Origin of the sequence: Halorubrum salsamenti, from assembly GCF_007671685.1 — an archaeon.
Classification (GTDB): Archaea; Halobacteriota; Halobacteria; order Halobacteriales; family Haloferacaceae; genus Halorubrum; species Halorubrum salsamenti.
The window spans coordinates 1-19,360 of record NZ_VCNL01000012.1 but is presented as its reverse complement, the minus strand read 5'-3'; the positions used below and the strand labels follow the sequence as shown (position 1 = coordinate 19,360).

Below are 19,360 nucleotides of genomic sequence, written 5' to 3'. Positions count from 1 at the left end.
GTGCGCTGAACCACAGAGATTCGTCCGTCACTCTGGTTTGTTGTGTATCGGGTCAACGATTGTTTCGCAGTTGGGGCACTCGGCCCAGGCACCTGCGTCGCCCTCAGTAGTTTCGTATTCAATCATCACCCACGCCTCACGAATATCATGTCCACACTGCGGGCAACCACCTAAGACGGCGTTGTTTGCTGTCATGAGTTCATGTGAGGCATACTATCTCCGACGCTCTACGTATCATTATGACCGGTAGTCTCCTAACTCTTTGTCAGATGTCCTCGTGGACCACGTTCTAAATTTGTAAAAAATATCTCTCCAAACAACAGCCAGCTGCCACACAAGAGATTCATTCGAACGTGTTAACGGCACTGGCCGGCCCCACTCAAATAGAGGGGCGATACAACTACATCCCGAGGAACGCCGGATCGACATCGTTCAGGCGACCGGTCGATTCGAAGTGGTTTCTGAAGTCGCGGTAGAGTTCCGTACACTTCCCATCGGTGTCGTATCGAAGGGTGTGAAAATCACCGACGATGGCACAGTATCGCTTGGCCCGAGTGAGAGCAACATTGAGCCGGCGTGGTCCGTCGTTGGGTCGCCCAAGAAAGCCAATATCACCTTCGGCGTTACTCCGAACAAGCGAGATGACAACTGCAGTCTTTTCGCTGCCCTGGAAAGACCTGTTACGCACGTATTCCACCGGTTAACAGATAAGCAGGAATAACCAATACGGGAGGTAGCAGATGCTCACATCGTTGTGCTCCACGACGAGCGACTCGTTTTCACGCACTTTTTTCGGAACACTATCCGTGACGATGAAGCGATACGGCGCTTCGTATTCGAGTTCGCGGAGGTTCTCACTACCATCTTCAGTATGTTGCCCGTCACGGGGGTCGAATTCTAATGCAATCTGCTCTGCCGAATCAGTATGCGGGTGATAAGAGAGAATGAACGGCAGTACTATCCCATCTCTGTGGAGGATATAATCAACCAGCCCCGCATCGGTCGGACAGTACTCGACCTCGTATGCCTTTACTGAGAACGACAGACGCATTGCGTGGTCGAACGCCACTGTTCGAGCTAATTTGTACTCAAACTCGTGATTGAGAACGTTCTGTTGACTGTATTCCTCGAATCCGAAGTGTTCCTGGCGCTGTGAGAGTAGCACAACGTGCCGAGGATTGCGGAGATAGAGTCGTGTTCGTCGATGGCGCCGTAGAGAGTAATCGTGAGACTCCGTCACCGCGATTCCATCATCGAGGACGCCAAGATAGCTATCAACCGTTCGTCGGTCGACCCCAATACGTTCGCTTATTTCTGTGTATTTGAGCTCCTCGCCAGCCTGACTTGCAGCGATCGAACTCAGGCGATGAAGATTCTCCGGGTTCTGAATGGAACCGTATTTTGCTAGCCCCTTGTACAGGTAGAGAAGGAAATGAGAACGGATGATTTCGTTCCTAACAGAGCTGTCAGTAGTCCGGTGTAACGTACCACCTTTTCTCAGGTAATCACGTGCAGCATCATGGAGATCGTCGCGTTCGGAAGGGCCGAACCGGTCGAAATACAGTGAGTTGAGAGATTCGATAGCAGACTGGATGTCTGTATCGGACGATTTTAGATTGAGTCCCTTCCGAACATCCTTGATTGGATTCGGGCCTGAAAGTCGATCAGACCGGTAGGATTCGAGTTGATCTCTGAACTCGTTGCTGAAGTCGACGTTCAATCCGCCTTCGCCTTCTGGATACCCGATGGTGTCGATAAATTTCATCGGGAGAACCCCCCAAGGCCATTCGACGTGATCAATATTACCGGCTTTCGACAGCTCCCGAAGATTGACTTGCTCCCTGACGATACCCGTCAAGAACAGATATGTGTCCTCATCCACGAACTCTAAGAGGGTCTCTTTCTCACCCTCGTCGAGATTGAGAATATCGATGTCGTCAAGGAGAATGTATTTTCGTCCATGTCGGGGAGCGATGTGTGTATGGAAGTAGTCTACAACCTGTTTCAGCCGCTCTATCCCCTCTTCAGGACGCTCCAAGTGGTAAAGAGAATCCTCAAGGGGAACGTAGAGTATCTGACGTGGAGAAACAGAGGAGATGATGTCGAATCCAGGGTCTCTCAGAGGGAAATCTGTGGTCTCAATCAACGCTGCTACGAGCTGATAGAGCAGCGTTGTCTTGCCGATTCCAGTTGATCCATAGATTGGATAAACTAAGTTGCTGGATCCTTCCTCGTCTTCTTCGTGTACCGATTTCAGAACCTCGTGGAAATCTGAGCGGGGCGTGCGGTCTGTAGCGTCTTGTAAGTCCTGACCTATCCCTTCGCTCCACCACTCGTTGTGACGCTCGGCGTCGGCAATGAAATCCTCAGCCTGCGATTCCTCTGTCATGCTGTCTCTGTTTTTTATGACCGACCATAAGTATTCGTCCATCCCAATGTCGCTAGTTGTCAGTGAGCGTCATTCACGTATGAGTATAGCTCGTGAACGGAGTAGAGCAGCACCAGCGGTGAATCGCCTCGGGGTCAAGCCCCGAGGCTTCCCGTTTCCACGACATGACTTGCAGACACGGACTCGAAGTGAGTCGTGTCCGTAGCGGTCACAGTCTCCACGGGCGTGTCTTCGGGCCATCCCAGCCCTAATTCAGCAAAGCCTCTCTGCAGGACGTTCATCGCCGCATTCGCGTCCCTGTCTGTCTCAAATCCACACGACGGACAGGAGTGTTCCCTGACCCAGATGGGTTTCGCTGTCTCCACACTGCACGACGCGCATTCTTTGCTCGTGCCTCGGGCTTCGACCTGCACGACGTGACTGCCGTACAATTCTGCTTTGTATTCGAGCAGGGTGATGAACTGTCGCCACGCCGCATCCTGCTTGTTTCGAGTGTTGTGCGACTGTTCAAGCATCCCCTTCACGTTCAGGTCTTCGACGAATACGGCGTCGTACTCGCGGACAAGCCATGTCGTTATCTTATGCTGGTAGTCCAGCACCTTCCGGCGAATTCGACGCTTGAGTTTGGCAACTTCGACTCGTTGTTTCTCGTAGTTGTTCGACCCCTTCTCCTTCCGAGATAACTTACGCTGTTCGCGTCCGAGTCGCTCGTAGTCGTTTTCGAGGTCGAGCCAATCCACGGTTTTGCCGTCGCTAGTGTGGATGTAGTTGAGTATTCCGAGGTCGATGCCGACGCTGTTGCTCGCGTCCAGCGATTCCACGTCGGGTTTCTCGGGGAGATCGGCGTCGTCGGTTTCGAGGCCGAAGGAGACGAACCACTCGCCAGTCGTCTCCTTCTTGAACGTGACCTCTTTGATCGTGGCGTGGTCGGGAATCGGGCGGTGGTATCGAATCTTCACCCAACCGATTTTGCTGAAGCGGACGTACGCGAACCTGTCTTTGCCCCCCTTTTCATCGAGGTCGAAACCAGACTGGTTGTACGTGACGCTTCGATAATCGGTGGGTGCTTGCCGTTTGAGCCGACCAACGTTGTATCCCCTCTCCTTCTTCTTGCGAAGGTTCGAGAGGTTCCGATAGAAGCGTGCGACGGTGGCTTGGGCGGCCTTCGAGTGTAGTTTACCGAAGACGGGCCACTTTCGCTTCCAGTCGGGAAGTTTGTTGTTCTGGTCGTACTCACTCGGCTTATTGTCTTCCGGGGCTTGTTCGTAGTCCCAGCGGACGTGGTTGTAGAGCTGGCGATGAACATCCAGATGGTGTTCCAGTCCAGCCGCTACCTTTTGTGTCGGGTAAGCGTGGTAGCGGTGACTGTGTTCCATCGCTGTCTATTGATTAGTGGTGTGTTCATTTAGTGGTTTGTATCACGAGTTGTCGGCTTCATCCCCGAGGTCAAGCCTCGGGGTATTCGCCTTGTCCGCCGATAAATACGGATTTTAGGTCGATGCCAGAGCGATTAGTTGCTACGCGTGCATGTACCGCGCTTTCGGCGAGTTTGAACACACATTCATTAGCCTTCACCTACTCACAAAATAGCGTGTTCTGAACTACGCTAGTGGAAAGTTATTTGTCGTTGCTTGTCCATGTCGTTGGTAGATGCCGACGCAGGCCGACATCGAGGATGGGGAACGAATCGACATTACGGTCCAAGTAGTGGCTGAATTGGACCGTCCGACGAGTAAAATGGCCAAACGACTCAAAGTCCGCGACACCGCGGGCAACGAGTTCCCGCTCGCCATCTGGAACAACAACGCGCTGAGTGACTTCGCCTGGGAGTCAGGGCGCTGGTACGAGCTCGAGAACGCCAAAGGAAACGAGTTTCGGGGCAAGAAGAGTCTAAACGGGTCCTCACGACTACGCGCTGAAGTCGTCGAACCCCCCGTAGATGACAACGGCGACAGTAGCGAGTCAGAGAAGACATCTAGCGGTCAGCTATTCGACACGCTCCAAGACGGTCTTCCGTACCTCTCGCTCTTCCCGTTCGATCGCGACTTCGAGACACTGTCTGTCTACGAGTACCGTATCGAGGCCGACGACGCGTTCGAGGACAGTCCGATGGACGCGACGTACAATCTCGCAGCATACCTCCGCTCATCCAGTAACGCGGCCGTCACGCACACGGGAGTAATGTCGCTCATCTCCACCGAGCCGCTGGAGATACCCCTCCCAGACCCGTTCGCCCTCACGGGCGAAAGCCGGGTGCCCCTCCGCGCCGACGAGACGGCAGACAACGAGACAATAGTTCGTCTCCTCCAGCAACTGATCAAGAAGAGCATCAGGACCGACGAGTACGAGACAGGGCGAGTGGACCGTATCCGCACGAAGGCCCCCGTAATCAGTGGGCCAGAGGACCTCTTCGAAGCGTGCCTCGCATACCGGGTAGGTATCGAGGTGCTTCCCTCCGGCGATGCCTACGTCGGGGTTGAGGTCAGCCACCACGCCCGCAGCCAGGCAACCGTCGATGAGTATATCGACCGCGTGAACGCGACAGTAGACGAACTCGTCGATACGCACGTCGAACACGACCCAGAAACGTACTCGACGCCGGGGAGCGGGCGACTCAAGGGCCTCGCAGACATGCGGTTCACAGACCCGATCCAGGACTTCGGCAATCAGTCGCTCGCGGACTGGTACGAGCGAAAAGGCCGCGTCTCGGACGAGATGCTGGAACAGCTCCGCTCGGAGAACCCGCAGCTCGTCAAGGTACAATACAACCCTAACAGCGACGATACGAGTGTCCACGTTCCGCAACTTCTCCGCGTATCTCCGCGCAAAGAAGTCGTTAAGCAGCTGGCACCGCGTTTCCATCGGGAGTGGGACCGCCGCGCGAAGATGCTACCTGAGGAGCGATTCCAGAAGGCGACGCAGTTCGTTACAGGCTTGGACGCGCTCCCGGCAGTCGATACACGCATCGACCCGACGCCCGTCGGGCCGAGTATTTCGTTTATGTCCACGGAGGTCGACCGAGCGGACAATCTTCGGTTCGGCAACGACCGCACCGCTGACCTCCCTAGCTCCGGCCTGAATCGGTACGGCGTCTACCGTCGTCCCTCCTCGTTCAGGCTCCACTATCTCGTCCCGGAACGGTATGCGGACGAGTTTGACGAGCTCCGAGCTCGGATAGAGAACCAGCTCGAGGACATCAACTGTTCGCCGGACGAAACCTCCTACAGCGAGTACGGGTTGGGTCGTGAAATCGAGTACAGTAACGCAGCTGCTGCGATCAGCGATGTTGACGCTGTTCTCGCTGTTGTTCCATCGCCGACGAACGACTTCATTCAGGACGGTACTATCGACGACCCGTACGGGGAGTTCAAGAAGGCGCTCGGAAAGCAGATGATTCCGTCGCAGATGGTCCGGGTGGACAACCTTGACAACAAGTGGGTCGTCCGCAACACCGCGCTCGGTATCGTTGCTGGCGCTGGCGGCGTTCCCTGGCGCGTCGACCAGATGCCCGGTGATGCCGACTGCTTCGTCGGCCTCGACGCGACCCGCGACCCGGGCACTGGACAGTTCCTCGGTGCGAGCGCGAACGTCGTGCTCGCCGACGGGACCGTGTTCGTCTCGAAGACGCAATCCCTCCAGTCCGGTGAGACGTTCGATGAAGACGCCGTCGTCGACGTACTCAAAGACGTTCACAGGGAGTTCGTCCGGGCGGAGGGCGAGGCACCCGACAGTATCGTCGTTCACCGTGACGGTCGACTGTTCGAAGATGTCGACGCCATCTTGGCCCCGTTCGACGGGACGGGAATCGACATCGACATTCTCGACATCCGAAAGAGCGGGGCGCCCCGTGCGGCGTTCCGGCGTAACGGACAGTTCGGTGTCGACCACAAGGGGCGCATCTTCATCGCGCGGAACGACGACTACGGCTTCCTCACGACCACGGGTCGGCCCGAATTCGACGACAGCGACGGACTCGGAACGCCGCGAACGCTCCGCATCGTTCGGCGAGCCGGCGAGACTCCGATGCAGACGCTGATGGAACAGGTGTACTGGCTCAGCGAGAGTCACGTCGGGAGCGCCCAGCGGAGTACACGGCTCCCGATAACGACCTACTACGCAGATCGGTGTGCCGAGGCTGCACGGAAGGGGTACCTAATCAACGGCGAGATCATCAGAGGAGTACCGTACATCTGATCGCGTCCGGACGAGCGACCAACACGATAACAGGGAATTCGATTCAAATGGGAAACTTCAACGAACACCTCAACGCGGGGAAGACCGCCGGACTACTTGCTGCCGTAGTCGGGGGATTCCTCGTTCTTAACCGCGGTGGAGGAACCACAGAAGCAATCATCGTCGCTGCCGGTGTCGGCGCTATCCTTGTGGTAGGGTCGTTACTACCGGACATCGATCATCAGGCGTCGAAACCACGACAAGCTGCTGGCAGTTTGGGGGTGCTCACGGTTGTCGGGGGTGTTATCGGACTCGTGGTCTTCACACCAGATAGCGTCGCGCTACTCGGCGGGCTCGTGAACACACTCGGAGTCGCGGGAAGTCCGTCTACTCTGGGTATCGGTGTTCTTGTCATCGGTGCTGTCGCCCTTCTCGCCACCGGAGGCGATACGTTCGATTCGTTGACCACGCATCGTGGATTCACGCATTCCCTGCCGTTCGTCGGCCTCATTGGTCTCGCAACCCTGGTCGCTACACAGCAGCTCGCCGGTCTTGGTGGCGTTCTTGGCGTCTTTCAAGGGAAGAACGGTGTATTGGTGGCCGTTGCAGCTGCTGCCGGGGTTCTCGTTCATCTGGTGGTGGACAGTTAGTGGCACCACCATAGCAGATACCGCGTCACCGGAAACCAAGGACCAAATCAAATGAAATTCGATATACCACTTAACACCGACGAATCGGACAGCAGCCACGTAGAGATATTCAAAAGCTGGCGGTCGTTCTCCGACGTCTTCGAGGGGGCAAAGCGGATGCGCGTGGTCACGTACTGTGATTCGCCTGAGTTCATTCTCGATCTCTTCGAGGACTTGGAGAACTTGGAACGACTGGAGGTCGTGGTCGGAGACGTCGACGATTATCGCGAACGGCTCATCGATAAACCGGATCTCGCGGATCGGCTTGAGCAACTACGTCGGGACGACAAGCTGGTAATCTACCTCTGTGAGAACAAGGAGGTCCACTCGAAGCTCTACTTGATCGAATACCCGGAGGAGGACCAGGACGGCGAGGAAGGCGGGGAGGACGACCAGATGACTCTTGGCGGAGGGGAAACCCCAGAGTCGGACCCGTCAGCGGAGGTCAGTACAGCACCGTCGAAGGTCGTCATCGGATCCCCGAACCTGTCGCGTAACGCTTGGTCGAATCAGACGAACGTGGGAGTCGTGTACGACACCACTATAGAGAGCGACCTCTACGCACAGTTCGAAGACCTGTACCAAGATCACAGAGACTCTTACAACAAGGGTGGTCCGTTCTTGCAGGACCTCTCTGAACAGCTTGAGCAGTCGAATGACGACCGCGAGGAAGTAATCAAACTGTATACGGAGGGTCGGGTCGGGACTCAGGATGAACTCGGGGAGGTACATGGTCGTCTCGCTGATCATATCGATGCCGAGGTAGAGACAGTAGACCTCGCGCTCGATGGCGAGCCATCAGCTGGCGACGAGAGTACTCAATCAACGGATGATGCCGATGACACCGACGAGTCGACAGAGAACGGTGACCCGGAGTTAGCCGACGCACCACAGGACCGTATCACTCTGTCTCTCCGAGGCTACGACGAATCGACGGTGAGTACACTGTCTCAGATGACCGATTTCGACGCAACAGTGTCAAACGAGACGCTGACGACAACCCCAGATGCCTTCCAGCGGTACGCCCAGCAGGTCTTCGATGTCCCCACGATGCATCTCAACGAGGGCAGGGATCAGCTCAAATTCCACTACGATGGGACAGTCTACCGTGTTACGCAACCCCCGACAAGTCCGGAGAAAGTCGACGAAGCGCTTGAAGAGATTGAGAACTACTTCGCGACCGTCGATAACTACGGGAATTCCAACAATCCCACTGCGGTTAAGGCGCATATGTACGAAGCGCTCCTCTGGTTTTTCTGGGCGCCCTTCGCGAACCGCCAAGCAGCCTTCTACCGACAGCACGGGATCAACCTCGACAAAGCCCTCCCCTATCTCTACATCTTCGGGGAATCAAACGGTGGAAAAGGCACATTCTGTCGGTTTGCGCTCTCGTTGATTAGTGGAAATCGGGTGGAAGCACCGGTCGACGCTGACGAGATCGGCAAACGAAAAGTCCGGAATCTCCGGTCGGCACACACGTCTTTCCCGGTCGTTGTCGACGACATCACAAAGCAGAAAGTGAACTCGTTGGATACCCTCCGGAACTACTGGAGCGGATGGACCGGGGAAACCTCGTATCCCCTGTTCGCGTTCATCTCCAACGATAAGCGACCCGGGGAGTGGTTCCGGAACCGAGCAAAGATTCTCCGGTTCGACGTCAACTTCATGACCTCCCATCAGGGCGAGGCAGAGGTGAATCGACTCATCGACACGGAGAATCCAATCTTCCAGTGGTTCGGACATGAATACCTGAATCGTGACCTCGTTCTGGGAGAGGACTCAGACGCTCTCCGTGAAGTCAGAGCGGCGATGCAGAATCTCTACGAATTTGCTGACCGGCCCGTTCCGGACTACTTCCCGATTGAACCGGCCGAGCAGGCGTTTGACACCGGTCGGGAGCGATGGCGTAATCTCATCGATCGTGACGATGTCGAGATTAGTAAAGACGGGGACACGCTCCAGGTGACGTTCCCGGAGTCGATGAGCTTCGAGCTACACGAGTACAAGCGCGACCCACCGATGACGGTTCGAATTGAGAAACGTGGGCTGGACCTCATTGTCAAGACGCCGGACGAGTTCTTCGACTGGCTCGGGGAAATGACGGATGAGGATCCGAGAGAAGGGTTCCTATCCAAGGCCCGAAGCGCCTTGCGACTGTAACGAGTCCCATGAAGAGGTTTACCATATGATTTATCAATGCTTTCGACACAGGTGCAAGAGTCACAAATGAGTGTCAACTTCTTACATACGGCTGATCTCCACTTAGGAAGTCAACTCAAAACCCAACATCAGAGATCAAGCCAATCCTCCGACGCTCTTGATTCAGCGGTGTACACGGCTGTTAAGCGACTGTTCGATGTTGCGCTGGAGGAAGATGTCGACTTCGTCATCGTCGCCGGCGATTTGTATGATGAAGATTCGCGGAGCGTCAAAGCGAACGTATTCCTGAACGATCAATTCGAACGGTTGGCGGCCGAGAATATCCCGGCGTGCGTTTCGTATGGCAACCACGACCCCGTAGGAAGCGCGACAACCTATGTCGACCTACCAGACAATGTCCACGAGTTCGATCACGAAGAGCCAGAAGAGTTCCTCTATCCAGACTCAGATGCTCCTGAAGCCCGTATCTGGGGTCAATCGTACCGCGACCGTCACGAGAGCCGGTCGATGTATCGACGGTTTACCCCGAAAGACAGTCAAATCCCCAATATCGGTGTCCTTCACACCGGCCTGAACCCCGACGGACGGAGGTATGTGCCGGTCGCTCGAAGTAAACTCGAAGCGAAAGATGACATCCACTACTGGGCACTCGGCCATATCCACAGCCCTCGTCTGTTCACGAACGCACGACCGGTCGCATATCCTGGGATACCACAGGGACGGCAAATAACAGAGCAGGGGCTTGGCGGCGCCTATTTAGTTGAAATCGAATCTGGAGGGCGTTCCGATATCGAGTTCGTACCCACCAGCCCTGTTGTCTGGAAAACGGTCGATGTCGACGTTAGTGATACCGAGGTGAGTTCGATTCCAGATATCCAACGCGCCGTTGAATCAGCTGTCGACGATCTCGCAGCACCGACCGAACTATTCGACGATTCGGATGTGTCAGTTCGCGACCCCGAGTGGGGAATTGATGGCTACATCTGTCGCTGGCGGCTCACTGGAAACGGCCCCGCTCACGAAACTTTGTCACGCGACGAAGAGAGTCTTGCCGAACTCACACGGCGTCTTCGACAGCAGTTGATGTCGCGGCGAACGTTCGTCTGGACCGAAGCTGTTCGGGATGCGACTGGGCCGGCGATCCCATCGGTCGACGACCTCCGCGGTGAAGATCCCGTCATAGACGAATTCCTTGCGCTCGTCGACGAACTTGACCGAGAGGCGAAGCGTGAGGAGTTCGGAGATGTCGTTGGATTGGGCTGGGAGAGAGTCGAGGACCACGAGGAACAACAGCCTGATCAGTTGCCACTAACGCCTGACCGTCTTGATAGCCTCATTGACCAGGCTGAAAAGCGTGTGTTCGAGGAGCTAGCGATTCGGAGGGCAGAATAGATGCGGCTGAAGACCCTGAGAATCGATGACTTTGGCTGTTTCCGTAACGCGCGACTCGACGGTATCGCCGAAGACCTCGTCGTTATCGGAGGACCGCAACGCGCGGGAAAATCGACATTTATGCGGGCTCTTCGTCAGTTCCGTGGTGGAGTCGGCCGTAGTGGTCAGATACCTCCGGCAACTGACGAGCATCGAATCGACGCCGAAATTACGCACAATGGTAGTCAGTATCGTTACGTCTTGAACGGGCACGCAACCCCCTCGATATCGCCAATTGACGGTGGATCTGAAATTGACATAGACGACGTATTCGGCCCAGTAACGGAGCGTCAGTACCAGCAACTCTACACCATTAGCCTTGATGAGCTTCGTCGGCTACCCCCCGGAATCGATGATGCCGAAGACTTGGCGCAGGTGTTACTCGGCGGTGCGTACGGCGATATCGCCGAAATTCCAGAGGTACAGGAAACGTTCCGAAAGCGTGCACACGACATCGGCCTCAAACGAGGAGATCCGTCCGCCAAGACAACCGATCTGAACGCACCGTACCGGATGATTCGGGAGGGGATGGATGCCCGCAGAGAGGCCAGTAAGCAGGTCGACGAGTACAAAGAGGTCACCGACGAGCTTCGGAAGAAGCGTTCTGAAAAGAGAGGTGCAGAAGACGATCTCAAAGTCAAACGCCGGAAGCGAGATCGGTTGAGTATTCTCAGTGAGCTATTCGAGCCGTTACAGCGTATTGATGAATTAGCAGTTGAGCTTGCCGAGACCGATGTTTCGGCTGCAAAGGAATTCCCTGTACATCTGACGGACCGTCTCGAACACTTTGAAGAACAGTTCGACGAGGCAGTTGATGAGCTCGCAGATGCTCAGAAAGCGTTCGAACACGATACGACTCTTTCGACTCCGGGGTATCACGAGTGGCTCTTGGACAACGAGGACGGGATAACCGCATTGGACGGCGAGAGGAAGCTGTGGGCCGAAACGATCGACGATCTCTCTCAACAGGAGACAGAGCTCGTAGAACTACGTCGCGAGATTGAATCCAACATCTCGGACCTTCATTCCGAATGGGACGAGTCATTTTCTCATATTGAAGACATAGAGACGAGTTCAGTCGACACAGCCCGTGTTGATGACCTCGTCTCAGACGTGTCGAAGCTCCGGGAGAAACGAGAGGATCTCAGCGAGGACCTCAGCTCAGACCGTAGCCGTCGCGAGGACCTCAAAGGCAAACTGTCGGAGCTAAAGCAGAGCGACGAAGCGGAGACTGAGGTTACGCTTCCAAAACAAAAACCGCTGATTATCGCCGCGGTGGCGGTCGGAGTCGGAACCGGTGCGAGCCTCGTTACATCGCCCGTTGTCGGTGGAATAGTTGGGCTGGTAATCATCGCGGTCGGAATGTACGCCATCGATTCCACCGTCACGGTGGAACCAGCCATCGACACAGAGCCGCGACGGGAACTCAGAGCGGCTATTGCGAGCCTTGACGGTGACATACGCGCATCGCAAGATCAAATTGAGGAAGTGGACGAGAAGCTCAGCAAGAAGGAGGACGAACTCACCGAACTCGTGGAGGAACTCGGACTTCCCGAGGACCTCCCGCCCCAACAGGTGGCCTCGTTCTACAAACAGGTCGTCGAATTAAACAAGGAAATCCGGGAGTACCGAGGAGAGCGCTCACAGTGGGAAGATGAGCGTGAGGCGCTCGCTTCGGAGTTAAACGCAGTAGCGTCTCTACTTGAGGATGTTCAGGAGATATCCTGGTCGAAGGGTTCCCCGTTGGAGAATGCCTCCGCATTACTGTCGACACTTGACTCGGCAGCAGCTGATCTTCAACTGGCGATTGACGTTCGCGTGGCCAGCCAGGAACGGGAGGACGCTATCGAAGATATTGACGCTGTACTCACGTCGTGGGACGAAGAGAAGTCGATTGACGAATCGACCGACGACGAGACGATTTATCGTCGGATACAGGCTTTCCGCAATCAGGCAGACAACGCCAGCGAAATCGTAGACGCTGCCGAAGAGCGCGAGCAACAGAAGTCACAGGTTGTGAGTCGACTCGACAGTCCGTCAGCGGAGACGGCCTTTGCCCCTGTTTGGGAGGACGACGAGCCGCTCGTTGAGGTCGCAGAGAGGGAAAACGCAGCGTTTGCGGACGTGGAGGCCATTCAGGACGAAATTCGCGACACACAGGCCGAGATTGAAGACCTGGAAGAACAACGTGACGAACTACACGACCGGTGCTTGGAATTGGATAAGGTGCGTGACGAGCTGGCTTCGGAGGAGGATCTCCGTGAAGCGCAGGCAAAAATCGACGAGGGACGTGTAGAGTTCGAACGAGTTGGTGAAGCGTACGCAGTCAACCGGATTGCTGAGGAGATGGTCAGCGGACTTCACGAGCGGCTTATGGAGGACGTTGTCCACTCACTCGTCGATGATGCCAGCCAGATATTCAGCAGCATCACCCAGGAGTACGATGGGATCGAACTCAGCGGAGAGCTACAGGAACTCGAGTTCCGTGCGCTTCGCAGCACTGGGCCTGACCACGGTGTTGGCGAGCTGAGCCGGGCAACAGCCGAACAGCTGTTTCTCGCCATCCGTCTGGCTCGGATCCGCCAGACTGACGCCGAACTCCCAGTCGTTCTCGACGACGCTGCCACGAACTTCGATCCTGACCATATCTCACGGGTCTTCGAAGTGATCGGCGAGCTCGCGTCGACGAATCAAGTGTTCTTTTTGACCTGCCATCCCGAGTTCGTGAACCTCACTTCCGCTGCTGACTCACTGGCACAGTACTGGTCGCTTGAGGATGGCGTGTTCACGAGAACGGACAATGCCGACGTACTCGAACGTCGGCTTATGACGGATTAGCTGCTAAACGTTTTGTTGGCAGAAGCTAGCGTCGAAACCAGTATTTTGTGGTGAAGGAGCAAGCTACAATGATGAGTACCGGCGCGAGAACTTGTGTCGGGAGTTGTTAAGCAGGAATTGAAGTCCGAGTAGGACGGGTAGATCGGCAACCGCTGTCGGGGCTCCGCCAATGCCGCCAACTAAGGTAGCAAACCGATTGGTAGTGCTGCGCGAAAATTTTCGCATCAGGTCTTCTCGACGCTGTACCTGAAAAATTGAAGTTGGGCACTCTCAGGAAGGTAGCTTCCTAGCATCCAGGAGAGTGTTTCGACATTCCAATAGAGTTCTTGCAGGAGGAACGTCGGCACGACGTCGATATGATTCTCGGAATCAAATTCGTACCCGTATAGCGGTTGTGTGGACTCAAACGGTTCTTTTGACACTTCCCCGATGACTTGAGCTACGAAGTCCAGATTGCGTTTTATTTTACCTGAAACCTCTGGATGGTCTTCTGTGGGCCACTGATGAGGTGCAGCATGCGTATCCACCTTATTGAGGCAGTAGAGGACGGGAGGAAACAGTGACCCCAACTCTGCCCGGAGTTCTTTGACCGTGTTGAAATCCTCTTCGCCAGCCCGGACCCTGTTGAAATCCTTTGTTGGGGCATTCCGGGGAAGGCCGCTGTTAGCCACTCACGATCAGAGTTCCAATAACCTAACAGCTATATAAACCGCGAGACGATGAGAGAAGTTCAATAGAGCCAGACTGGTTCTATTGAAAGCTGTTCGACAGCTTTCCCGCTGAAACAGCCGTTAGTTAGAACTACATATCGGTTACAGATTCGTTCGACTTTCCTGAAGGTATTTCTGGAGTGTATGTGAATGATCGATATGGACGACACCCGGCTCAAACACGCCCAATAAATCGTATTACGAACTACTGGCGATTAACTCTCTGTCAGGGAATCGATGTAGTCCTCCAGTCGTTTGTAGACAGAATCGAACTCAGGGAGGTCGGAAACCAGATCCTGGAGCGTATTCTGCCAGCCATCACGAATCTCAGCGCGCTTCTCGCTTGGAAGTCCGTCCTCGAGATTGATATCCAGATCGTCGTGTTCGCACTTCTTGGTAAATGCTGGCACGATGACAGAGTCATCGACATCGGCTTCTGTAATCATCCGATAGAGGTCGTAGTAGTCACGCGCTTGTGATCGCTGGTAGAGTGCTCGCAGTTTCTCTGCAAAAATTTCTTCGAGACTGTACGCAGTCAACGTGAATTCGGGCGTATCCTCATACTGGTGGGTGTGATCCACTGAATCGAACGCCACGTACTCGTCAATCATGACGTCCAAGCTCGTCGTATTCCTGTGGCCAAGAACGGCGTTGTACTGGATGTCGATGTCGACGTAATGGGTTGGATATCCCTCGTTTCGCAACTCGCGATGTTGGGTAACCTCAAAGTCGATCCCGGATCGCCTTGCTGCGTCGTCTAACGCAGTCCCCAACTCTTCCTCACTACCTTTGTAGTTGCCTTCGACACCGAGGTCGAGGTCTTCTGAGTACCGCCACGTTTCTGGGAAGTAGAGCTTGCTAAGAGCGGTGCCGCCCTTGAACAGCAGATTATCTCCATACGAACCTGTATAGATTGCCCACAGAATCCACGAGTTGACGTAGTTCTTTTCCGCGTAACCCAAACGGACGTCTAGTTCTCTGGCTAACTGCCTCAGGCGTGTATCGGTAATCATACGAAGTCGTCTGGAAGGAATACTTCAGGTTCCACGTTCAGACGCAGCTGGTACTTACTGTCCCGGGTGCCCGTTGCTTCCCGAGTTGGGTCGAGAAGTGGATACCCGGTCGTGAAATCCTCAACGAGATCCCAGTACTCTGGGAGATCGATGTCGAGTTGATCTGCGAGGTATACGATGCGTTTCGTTGCAGCACCATTCCCGACCCGGCAGAGATGTTCTACGACCGTCTCCCACGAACACCGCTTCTCTGTCGCGTTTTGCAGCGCCTTGGCAAGTTCACTGACTCCCCCGCAGAACTCGGGATGATCAGCACAGTCGACCAGCGTCTTTTCGATACTGGCGATGTTCACCTGCGCCGATCCGACTGCCATCGGCTGATATCCAAAGAATTTCTTCTCAGTGACCGACACCGGCCGATACTGGACGCCATGAATCTCACGTGTTTCTGCGCGTTTCGTCGTTACGAGGTATACCGTCCGCGACATCTGCTCCGTTAGACCATGATGATTCATCGCGCTCCAATAGCCGATGTACATTGGTTCCACGAGTGCCGAAGCAATAACGAACTCGTGTTCCGTGTAAACCGCATTCTCTCCAGCCGAAAGTGGCAAGATGAGATATTTCCCCTGAGAGAGGCGCTCCAGCCATCCTTTCTCCTTGAGAGAATACACCATATCCTTGGCTGATTTTCGAGAACTCTCCAGCGTATCCTCAACGTCGCCGATAGTAATGACTTGTCGCCCCTCGCTTGCGAGTCGCGAGAGAGCTTGAGATTCACGCGTCGATAGACTCTTTTTTTGAGTCTCTGATTCGTTTGTCGAACCCATAGCCTCTCAGCGTACATAGAGTCTAAATCAGTTCGGAAATAAAGGTATTTATTGAGTGTCTTCGTGCCCAAGGTCGACCCCACAGTGGCTCAGAGTACATAGACTCTAAAAGCGATCAGAAATCTTTTGTTTACTACCGCGGTCTGGGGACTAACTGGTGCTTAGTTAACAGGCATTCGTGTGAGCAGGCGCGAACCGAAGTGGTCTCAGCAGGAACGACTTATCAGACAAGTCGGGACCTGCTCAAGACGAAAATCTTAGTCAGGTGCCCGATAGACAGTTGCCGTGATTAGCGCAGGAAGCGCGATCAAACTTGCCGTGATTAGCGCAGGAAGCGCGATCAAACCTCTTACTTGAGGCCCCGTCTCAAACCCAGTATTCCAAAGAGTCAACCGATGGTTTTCTGCAAGGTGCATCGACAGCGGTCGTGGGGGATCCAGTGCTGCACACGTTCAGGAGTGCCATCTTCAAACGTCTGAGCATTAGCGAATAAGATAGTCTGTAGCTCTTCGACTGAAACACTTCCACCTTGTTTCTCGATCTCTTCAGCTGTGGCTTCACAGACTGGAGAAACATCTCCATCACCAGGCAACATCCACTCGACACCAGAGACGACATCACTCCCCTGAACCTGGCGGACGTGAAACCGAGTCATAATCCCGGCTTCCTCATTCCAGACAATCGTCTTGATCTGTTCCCGAGATATATCCAGTCCTTCCTGACCAGCGTAACGCGCCGTTTTATCATATCCCCAACCCTCCCCGTGACCAGTAATTATTGCATCAATCAGTTTCTCAGCCTGACTCTGTGTAACGTCATAGTATTCGTATATAATATCGCGGTGCTCATCCCGCGAGAGCTCACGCGGCATCGGATCTATATTGAATCCGGCCTCGGCCATAGCATCCGCATCCATATCATTAGCAATCTGCTCAAGCAGTTCTTTCATTTCCTCCTCATTCCCATCCTTATTCGATGATTCTCCGGAAACCAGAGATCGGAGGCTCTCGAAGATACCCATACAAAGCCCGTTCAAGAGCCAGCGATGTCAATCAACAGGATAAACAAGCGTGCTGTGATGGATACAACCTCTATATCTCGCACGGCGACCCTATCTGTGCTTAAGGATATCAACAGAGCCACAATCTACTAACATCAATATCATCCATTATATCTTGATCAATTATTGTATCTCGCTTGTTTCGAGACTTTCCGAAAATGTACCCCCGTGATTTATTACTACAAGAGCGACTATGTCCTACTATGAGCGCAAAGGGCCAGCTCCGTCGGTTCGAGAACAGGGCGCAGTTACTGCGTCATATCTCTGAGGAGACCGGCACAGACATCGACACACTTTGGGACGAGTACGAAGCCCAAGTCGAATAGAGCTCTTTGCTGTTTTGGACGCGTGGGCGACGACACTGATCTCGACTTATCGTTCGCAATAGATGCAGAGACAGTCTCTCTGAGCCCTATCGGGGAATATCAGGTTCTCGACCTGGAAGGGCCGGTCGTCATCGTTGGAAATGCGTCGTACCGCGTCGTTCCAGTCGGTGAGGAATCAGACCAGTCAGAAGATGTCCGGGAACTTAGCGTCGACGAGATACGTGCTGCACTCAGCGAGCTCGCTGACAACGACGACTTTCAGTCAATCGTAGACAATTGCCCGACAAATACACCGCTCGTCTACGACGACATCGATTATTTGACTCGCCATCTCCCGGCAAGTTCGCTCCAGAAGTGCCAAGACCTGAGTGAGAGCACCCCTTTCGACAAGGAATTACTGCTCCAAGTTGCATACGTAGAGCGCCAAAACTCTCTCATCGGGCACTCAGACAACGTCCTCGAGTACTATCTCGAACAGCGTGCTGAAATCGCTGAAAAACTCCGGTCCGCCGACGAGATCGACAGCGAAGTTGAGCGGTCATTCTTTTCGTATCTCCTCCTCGCCTCGGCACTCATCGAAGAGTTGACAACAGAAACGGTCCTCAACGAACTCTTTCGCGAGGAAGCTCGTCTCGACAGCATCACAGAGCACGTCCGGAGTATGGGACATGCTAAGCGGTTAGAGAAACTCTGTGATATCCAAATACTGACCGGAGGTGACCATGGATCGCTTGTCGAGGTCAAAGAACGCAGAAACAACCTCGTCCACGACGCGCAGAAACGTGCAGGCCTTGACGAACTCGAATCGCGTCGTGAAGTCGCACAGATCCTCGAGAAGACTGATCGATGTGCGTCCGTACTACTGACGATTTCGGGAAAGAACATCGAGTCAGTCATCGCTAAGCGAGGGTGTGATCCCTATATCGAACACGCTCAATCTGAGGCTGTGGCCGACACACTCACGACCTGGGAACAGGAAAATCCAGAGCGCCTGTCGAGACTTCACGACTGTGAAAGAGCGGCCCTCGAAGAGATTCGCTGGGATACCGAAGAGAGTGATCCTAGGAACAACATCACGAAGGGATTCACGTTCAATGGATATGATGACGAGGAGGTGTATGAGATACTGATGGAGTTCGTCGGTGATGCCTCAAAGGCGTTCCTCGACCGTATTGATGCTGATGCGAACGAAAGCAATCTCGATCGCTTCGATTTCGCATTGATGCTGCTGCTCTGTGCTGGTCACAGTTACGAGGATATTGCCCGCTGGCTGGATACCGACGAAAAATACGTCCAACGGAAGGAGAACGTGATAGCCTGGAGAGCTTCGAAGTTCGAGAAGGATTTGGTAGAAGAGATCCCCCGCCCAGAGGGACCGACATGGCCGTCTGACACGGAACTAGATGGTTAGGATGAGAGCTAGCCTAATAATTTCGACCGGCAGGTCTGGCTCGGAGAATCCAAATGCTTCGGTTTAACCAACAAAATTCTGTGACACAGCCAGTTTGTTGGTTAACACGGATTCGGAGATTCGGATATCAAACTTAAAAGCGATTCCGGAAAGTGGGTAAAGGAATGAATTTCCGAGGGCGCGCTGTTTCTATCGAGACGATCCTCGTTTCCCGAAATCCGGAACAGACACACCGGCGATTATGCGAAATTTCGGCCTTGTTGAAATCCTATTCTTCAGACACATTCTCGCCTGAAACAGCCGGTCGATGAGAATTTCGAAAAGAATAAA

The 19,360-nt window shown here is 54.3% G+C and carries 13 protein-coding genes and 1 pseudogene; 6 read left to right on the top strand and 8 right to left on the bottom strand.

What is annotated here, in order from left to right; translation table 11 throughout:
• Window positions 1-27: 27 nt before the first annotated feature.
• From FGL94_RS19080 to FGL94_RS17540, 4 genes and pseudogenes are all read right to left on the bottom strand, one after another.
• Complete coding sequence (locus tag FGL94_RS19080) at window positions 28-195, bottom strand: DUF7837 family putative zinc-binding protein (RefSeq protein WP_449405035.1); 168 nt, start codon at window positions 193-195, stop codon at window positions 28-30.
• A gap of 205 nt (window positions 196-400) precedes the next feature.
• Window positions 401-676: pseudogene (locus FGL94_RS17550) on the bottom strand (AAA domain-containing protein); the annotation flags it as partial.
• 24 nt (window positions 677-700) lie between these two features.
• Window positions 701-2,389 (bottom strand): DUF4143 domain-containing protein, encoded by a 1,689-nt coding sequence (locus FGL94_RS17545; RefSeq protein ID WP_144928003.1) that lies wholly within the window; start codon window positions 2,387-2,389, stop codon window positions 701-703.
• Between the two features lie 134 nt (window positions 2,390-2,523).
• Window positions 2,524-3,765, bottom strand: coding sequence for an RNA-guided endonuclease InsQ/TnpB family protein (locus FGL94_RS17540; RefSeq protein ID WP_144928000.1), 1,242 nt, complete (start codon window positions 3,763-3,765; stop codon window positions 2,524-2,526).
• A 274-nt stretch (window positions 3,766-4,039) separates the two neighbouring features.
• Between FGL94_RS17540 and FGL94_RS17535 the strand changes: the two genes are divergently transcribed.
• Genes FGL94_RS17535 through FGL94_RS17515 form a run of 5 tightly spaced genes read left to right on the top strand, consistent with a single transcriptional unit; the run spans window position 4,040 to window position 13,680 of the window.
• Entirely contained in the window at window positions 4,040-6,583 is a 2,544-nt protein-coding gene (locus FGL94_RS17535) for a Piwi domain-containing protein (RefSeq protein ID WP_144927997.1), read from the top strand.
• Between the two features lie 47 nt (window positions 6,584-6,630).
• A complete protein-coding gene (locus FGL94_RS17530) occupies window positions 6,631-7,212 on the top strand; it encodes a metal-dependent hydrolase (RefSeq protein ID WP_144927994.1) in 582 nt (193 codons plus the stop codon).
• 51 nt (window positions 7,213-7,263) lie between these two features.
• Window positions 7,264-9,411: a phospholipase D-like domain-containing protein gene (locus tag FGL94_RS17525; RefSeq protein WP_144927991.1), complete on the top strand. Its 2,148-nt coding sequence runs from the start codon at window positions 7,264-7,266 to the stop codon at window positions 9,409-9,411.
• A 36-nt stretch (window positions 9,412-9,447) separates the two neighbouring features.
• The gene (locus FGL94_RS17520) at window positions 9,448-10,803 is read left to right on the top strand and encodes a metallophosphoesterase family protein (RefSeq protein ID WP_321168835.1); all 1,356 of its coding nucleotides are present in this window, start codon (window positions 9,448-9,450) and stop codon (window positions 10,801-10,803) included.
• Window positions 10,804-13,680, top strand: coding sequence for an AAA family ATPase (locus FGL94_RS17515; RefSeq protein ID WP_144927985.1), 2,877 nt, complete (start codon window positions 10,804-10,806; stop codon window positions 13,678-13,680).
• Between the two features lie 224 nt (window positions 13,681-13,904).
• Here the strand turns inward: FGL94_RS17515 and FGL94_RS17510 are convergent, their stop codons facing one another.
• The 4 genes from FGL94_RS17510 to FGL94_RS17495 all read right to left on the bottom strand — a co-directional run bounded on the left by FGL94_RS17510 (window position 13,905) and on the right by FGL94_RS17495 (window position 17,254).
• Window positions 13,905-14,351, bottom strand: a complete 447-nt coding sequence (locus FGL94_RS17510) for a hypothetical protein (protein ID WP_144927982.1) — start codon at window positions 14,349-14,351, stop codon at window positions 13,905-13,907.
• A 254-nt stretch (window positions 14,352-14,605) separates the two neighbouring features.
• Window positions 14,606-15,403, bottom strand: coding sequence for a nucleotidyl transferase AbiEii/AbiGii toxin family protein (locus FGL94_RS17505; RefSeq protein ID WP_144927979.1), 798 nt, complete (start codon window positions 15,401-15,403; stop codon window positions 14,606-14,608).
• On the bottom strand, window positions 15,400-16,233 hold the full coding sequence (locus FGL94_RS17500; RefSeq protein WP_144927976.1) for a type IV toxin-antitoxin system AbiEi family antitoxin domain-containing protein: 834 nt from the start codon (window positions 16,231-16,233) through the stop codon (window positions 15,400-15,402). Before FGL94_RS17500 ends, FGL94_RS17505 begins: the two co-directional genes overlap by 4 nt.
• Window positions 16,234-16,621: 388 nt before the next feature.
• Window positions 16,622-17,254, bottom strand: a complete 633-nt coding sequence (locus FGL94_RS17495) for a hypothetical protein (protein WP_144927973.1) — start codon at window positions 17,252-17,254, stop codon at window positions 16,622-16,624.
• Between the two features lie 387 nt (window positions 17,255-17,641).
• Between FGL94_RS17495 and FGL94_RS17490 the strand changes: the two genes are divergently transcribed.
• Window positions 17,642-19,030, top strand: a complete 1,389-nt coding sequence (locus FGL94_RS17490) for a hypothetical protein (RefSeq protein WP_144927970.1) — start codon at window positions 17,642-17,644, stop codon at window positions 19,028-19,030.
• Window positions 19,031-19,360 lie beyond the last annotated feature (330 nt).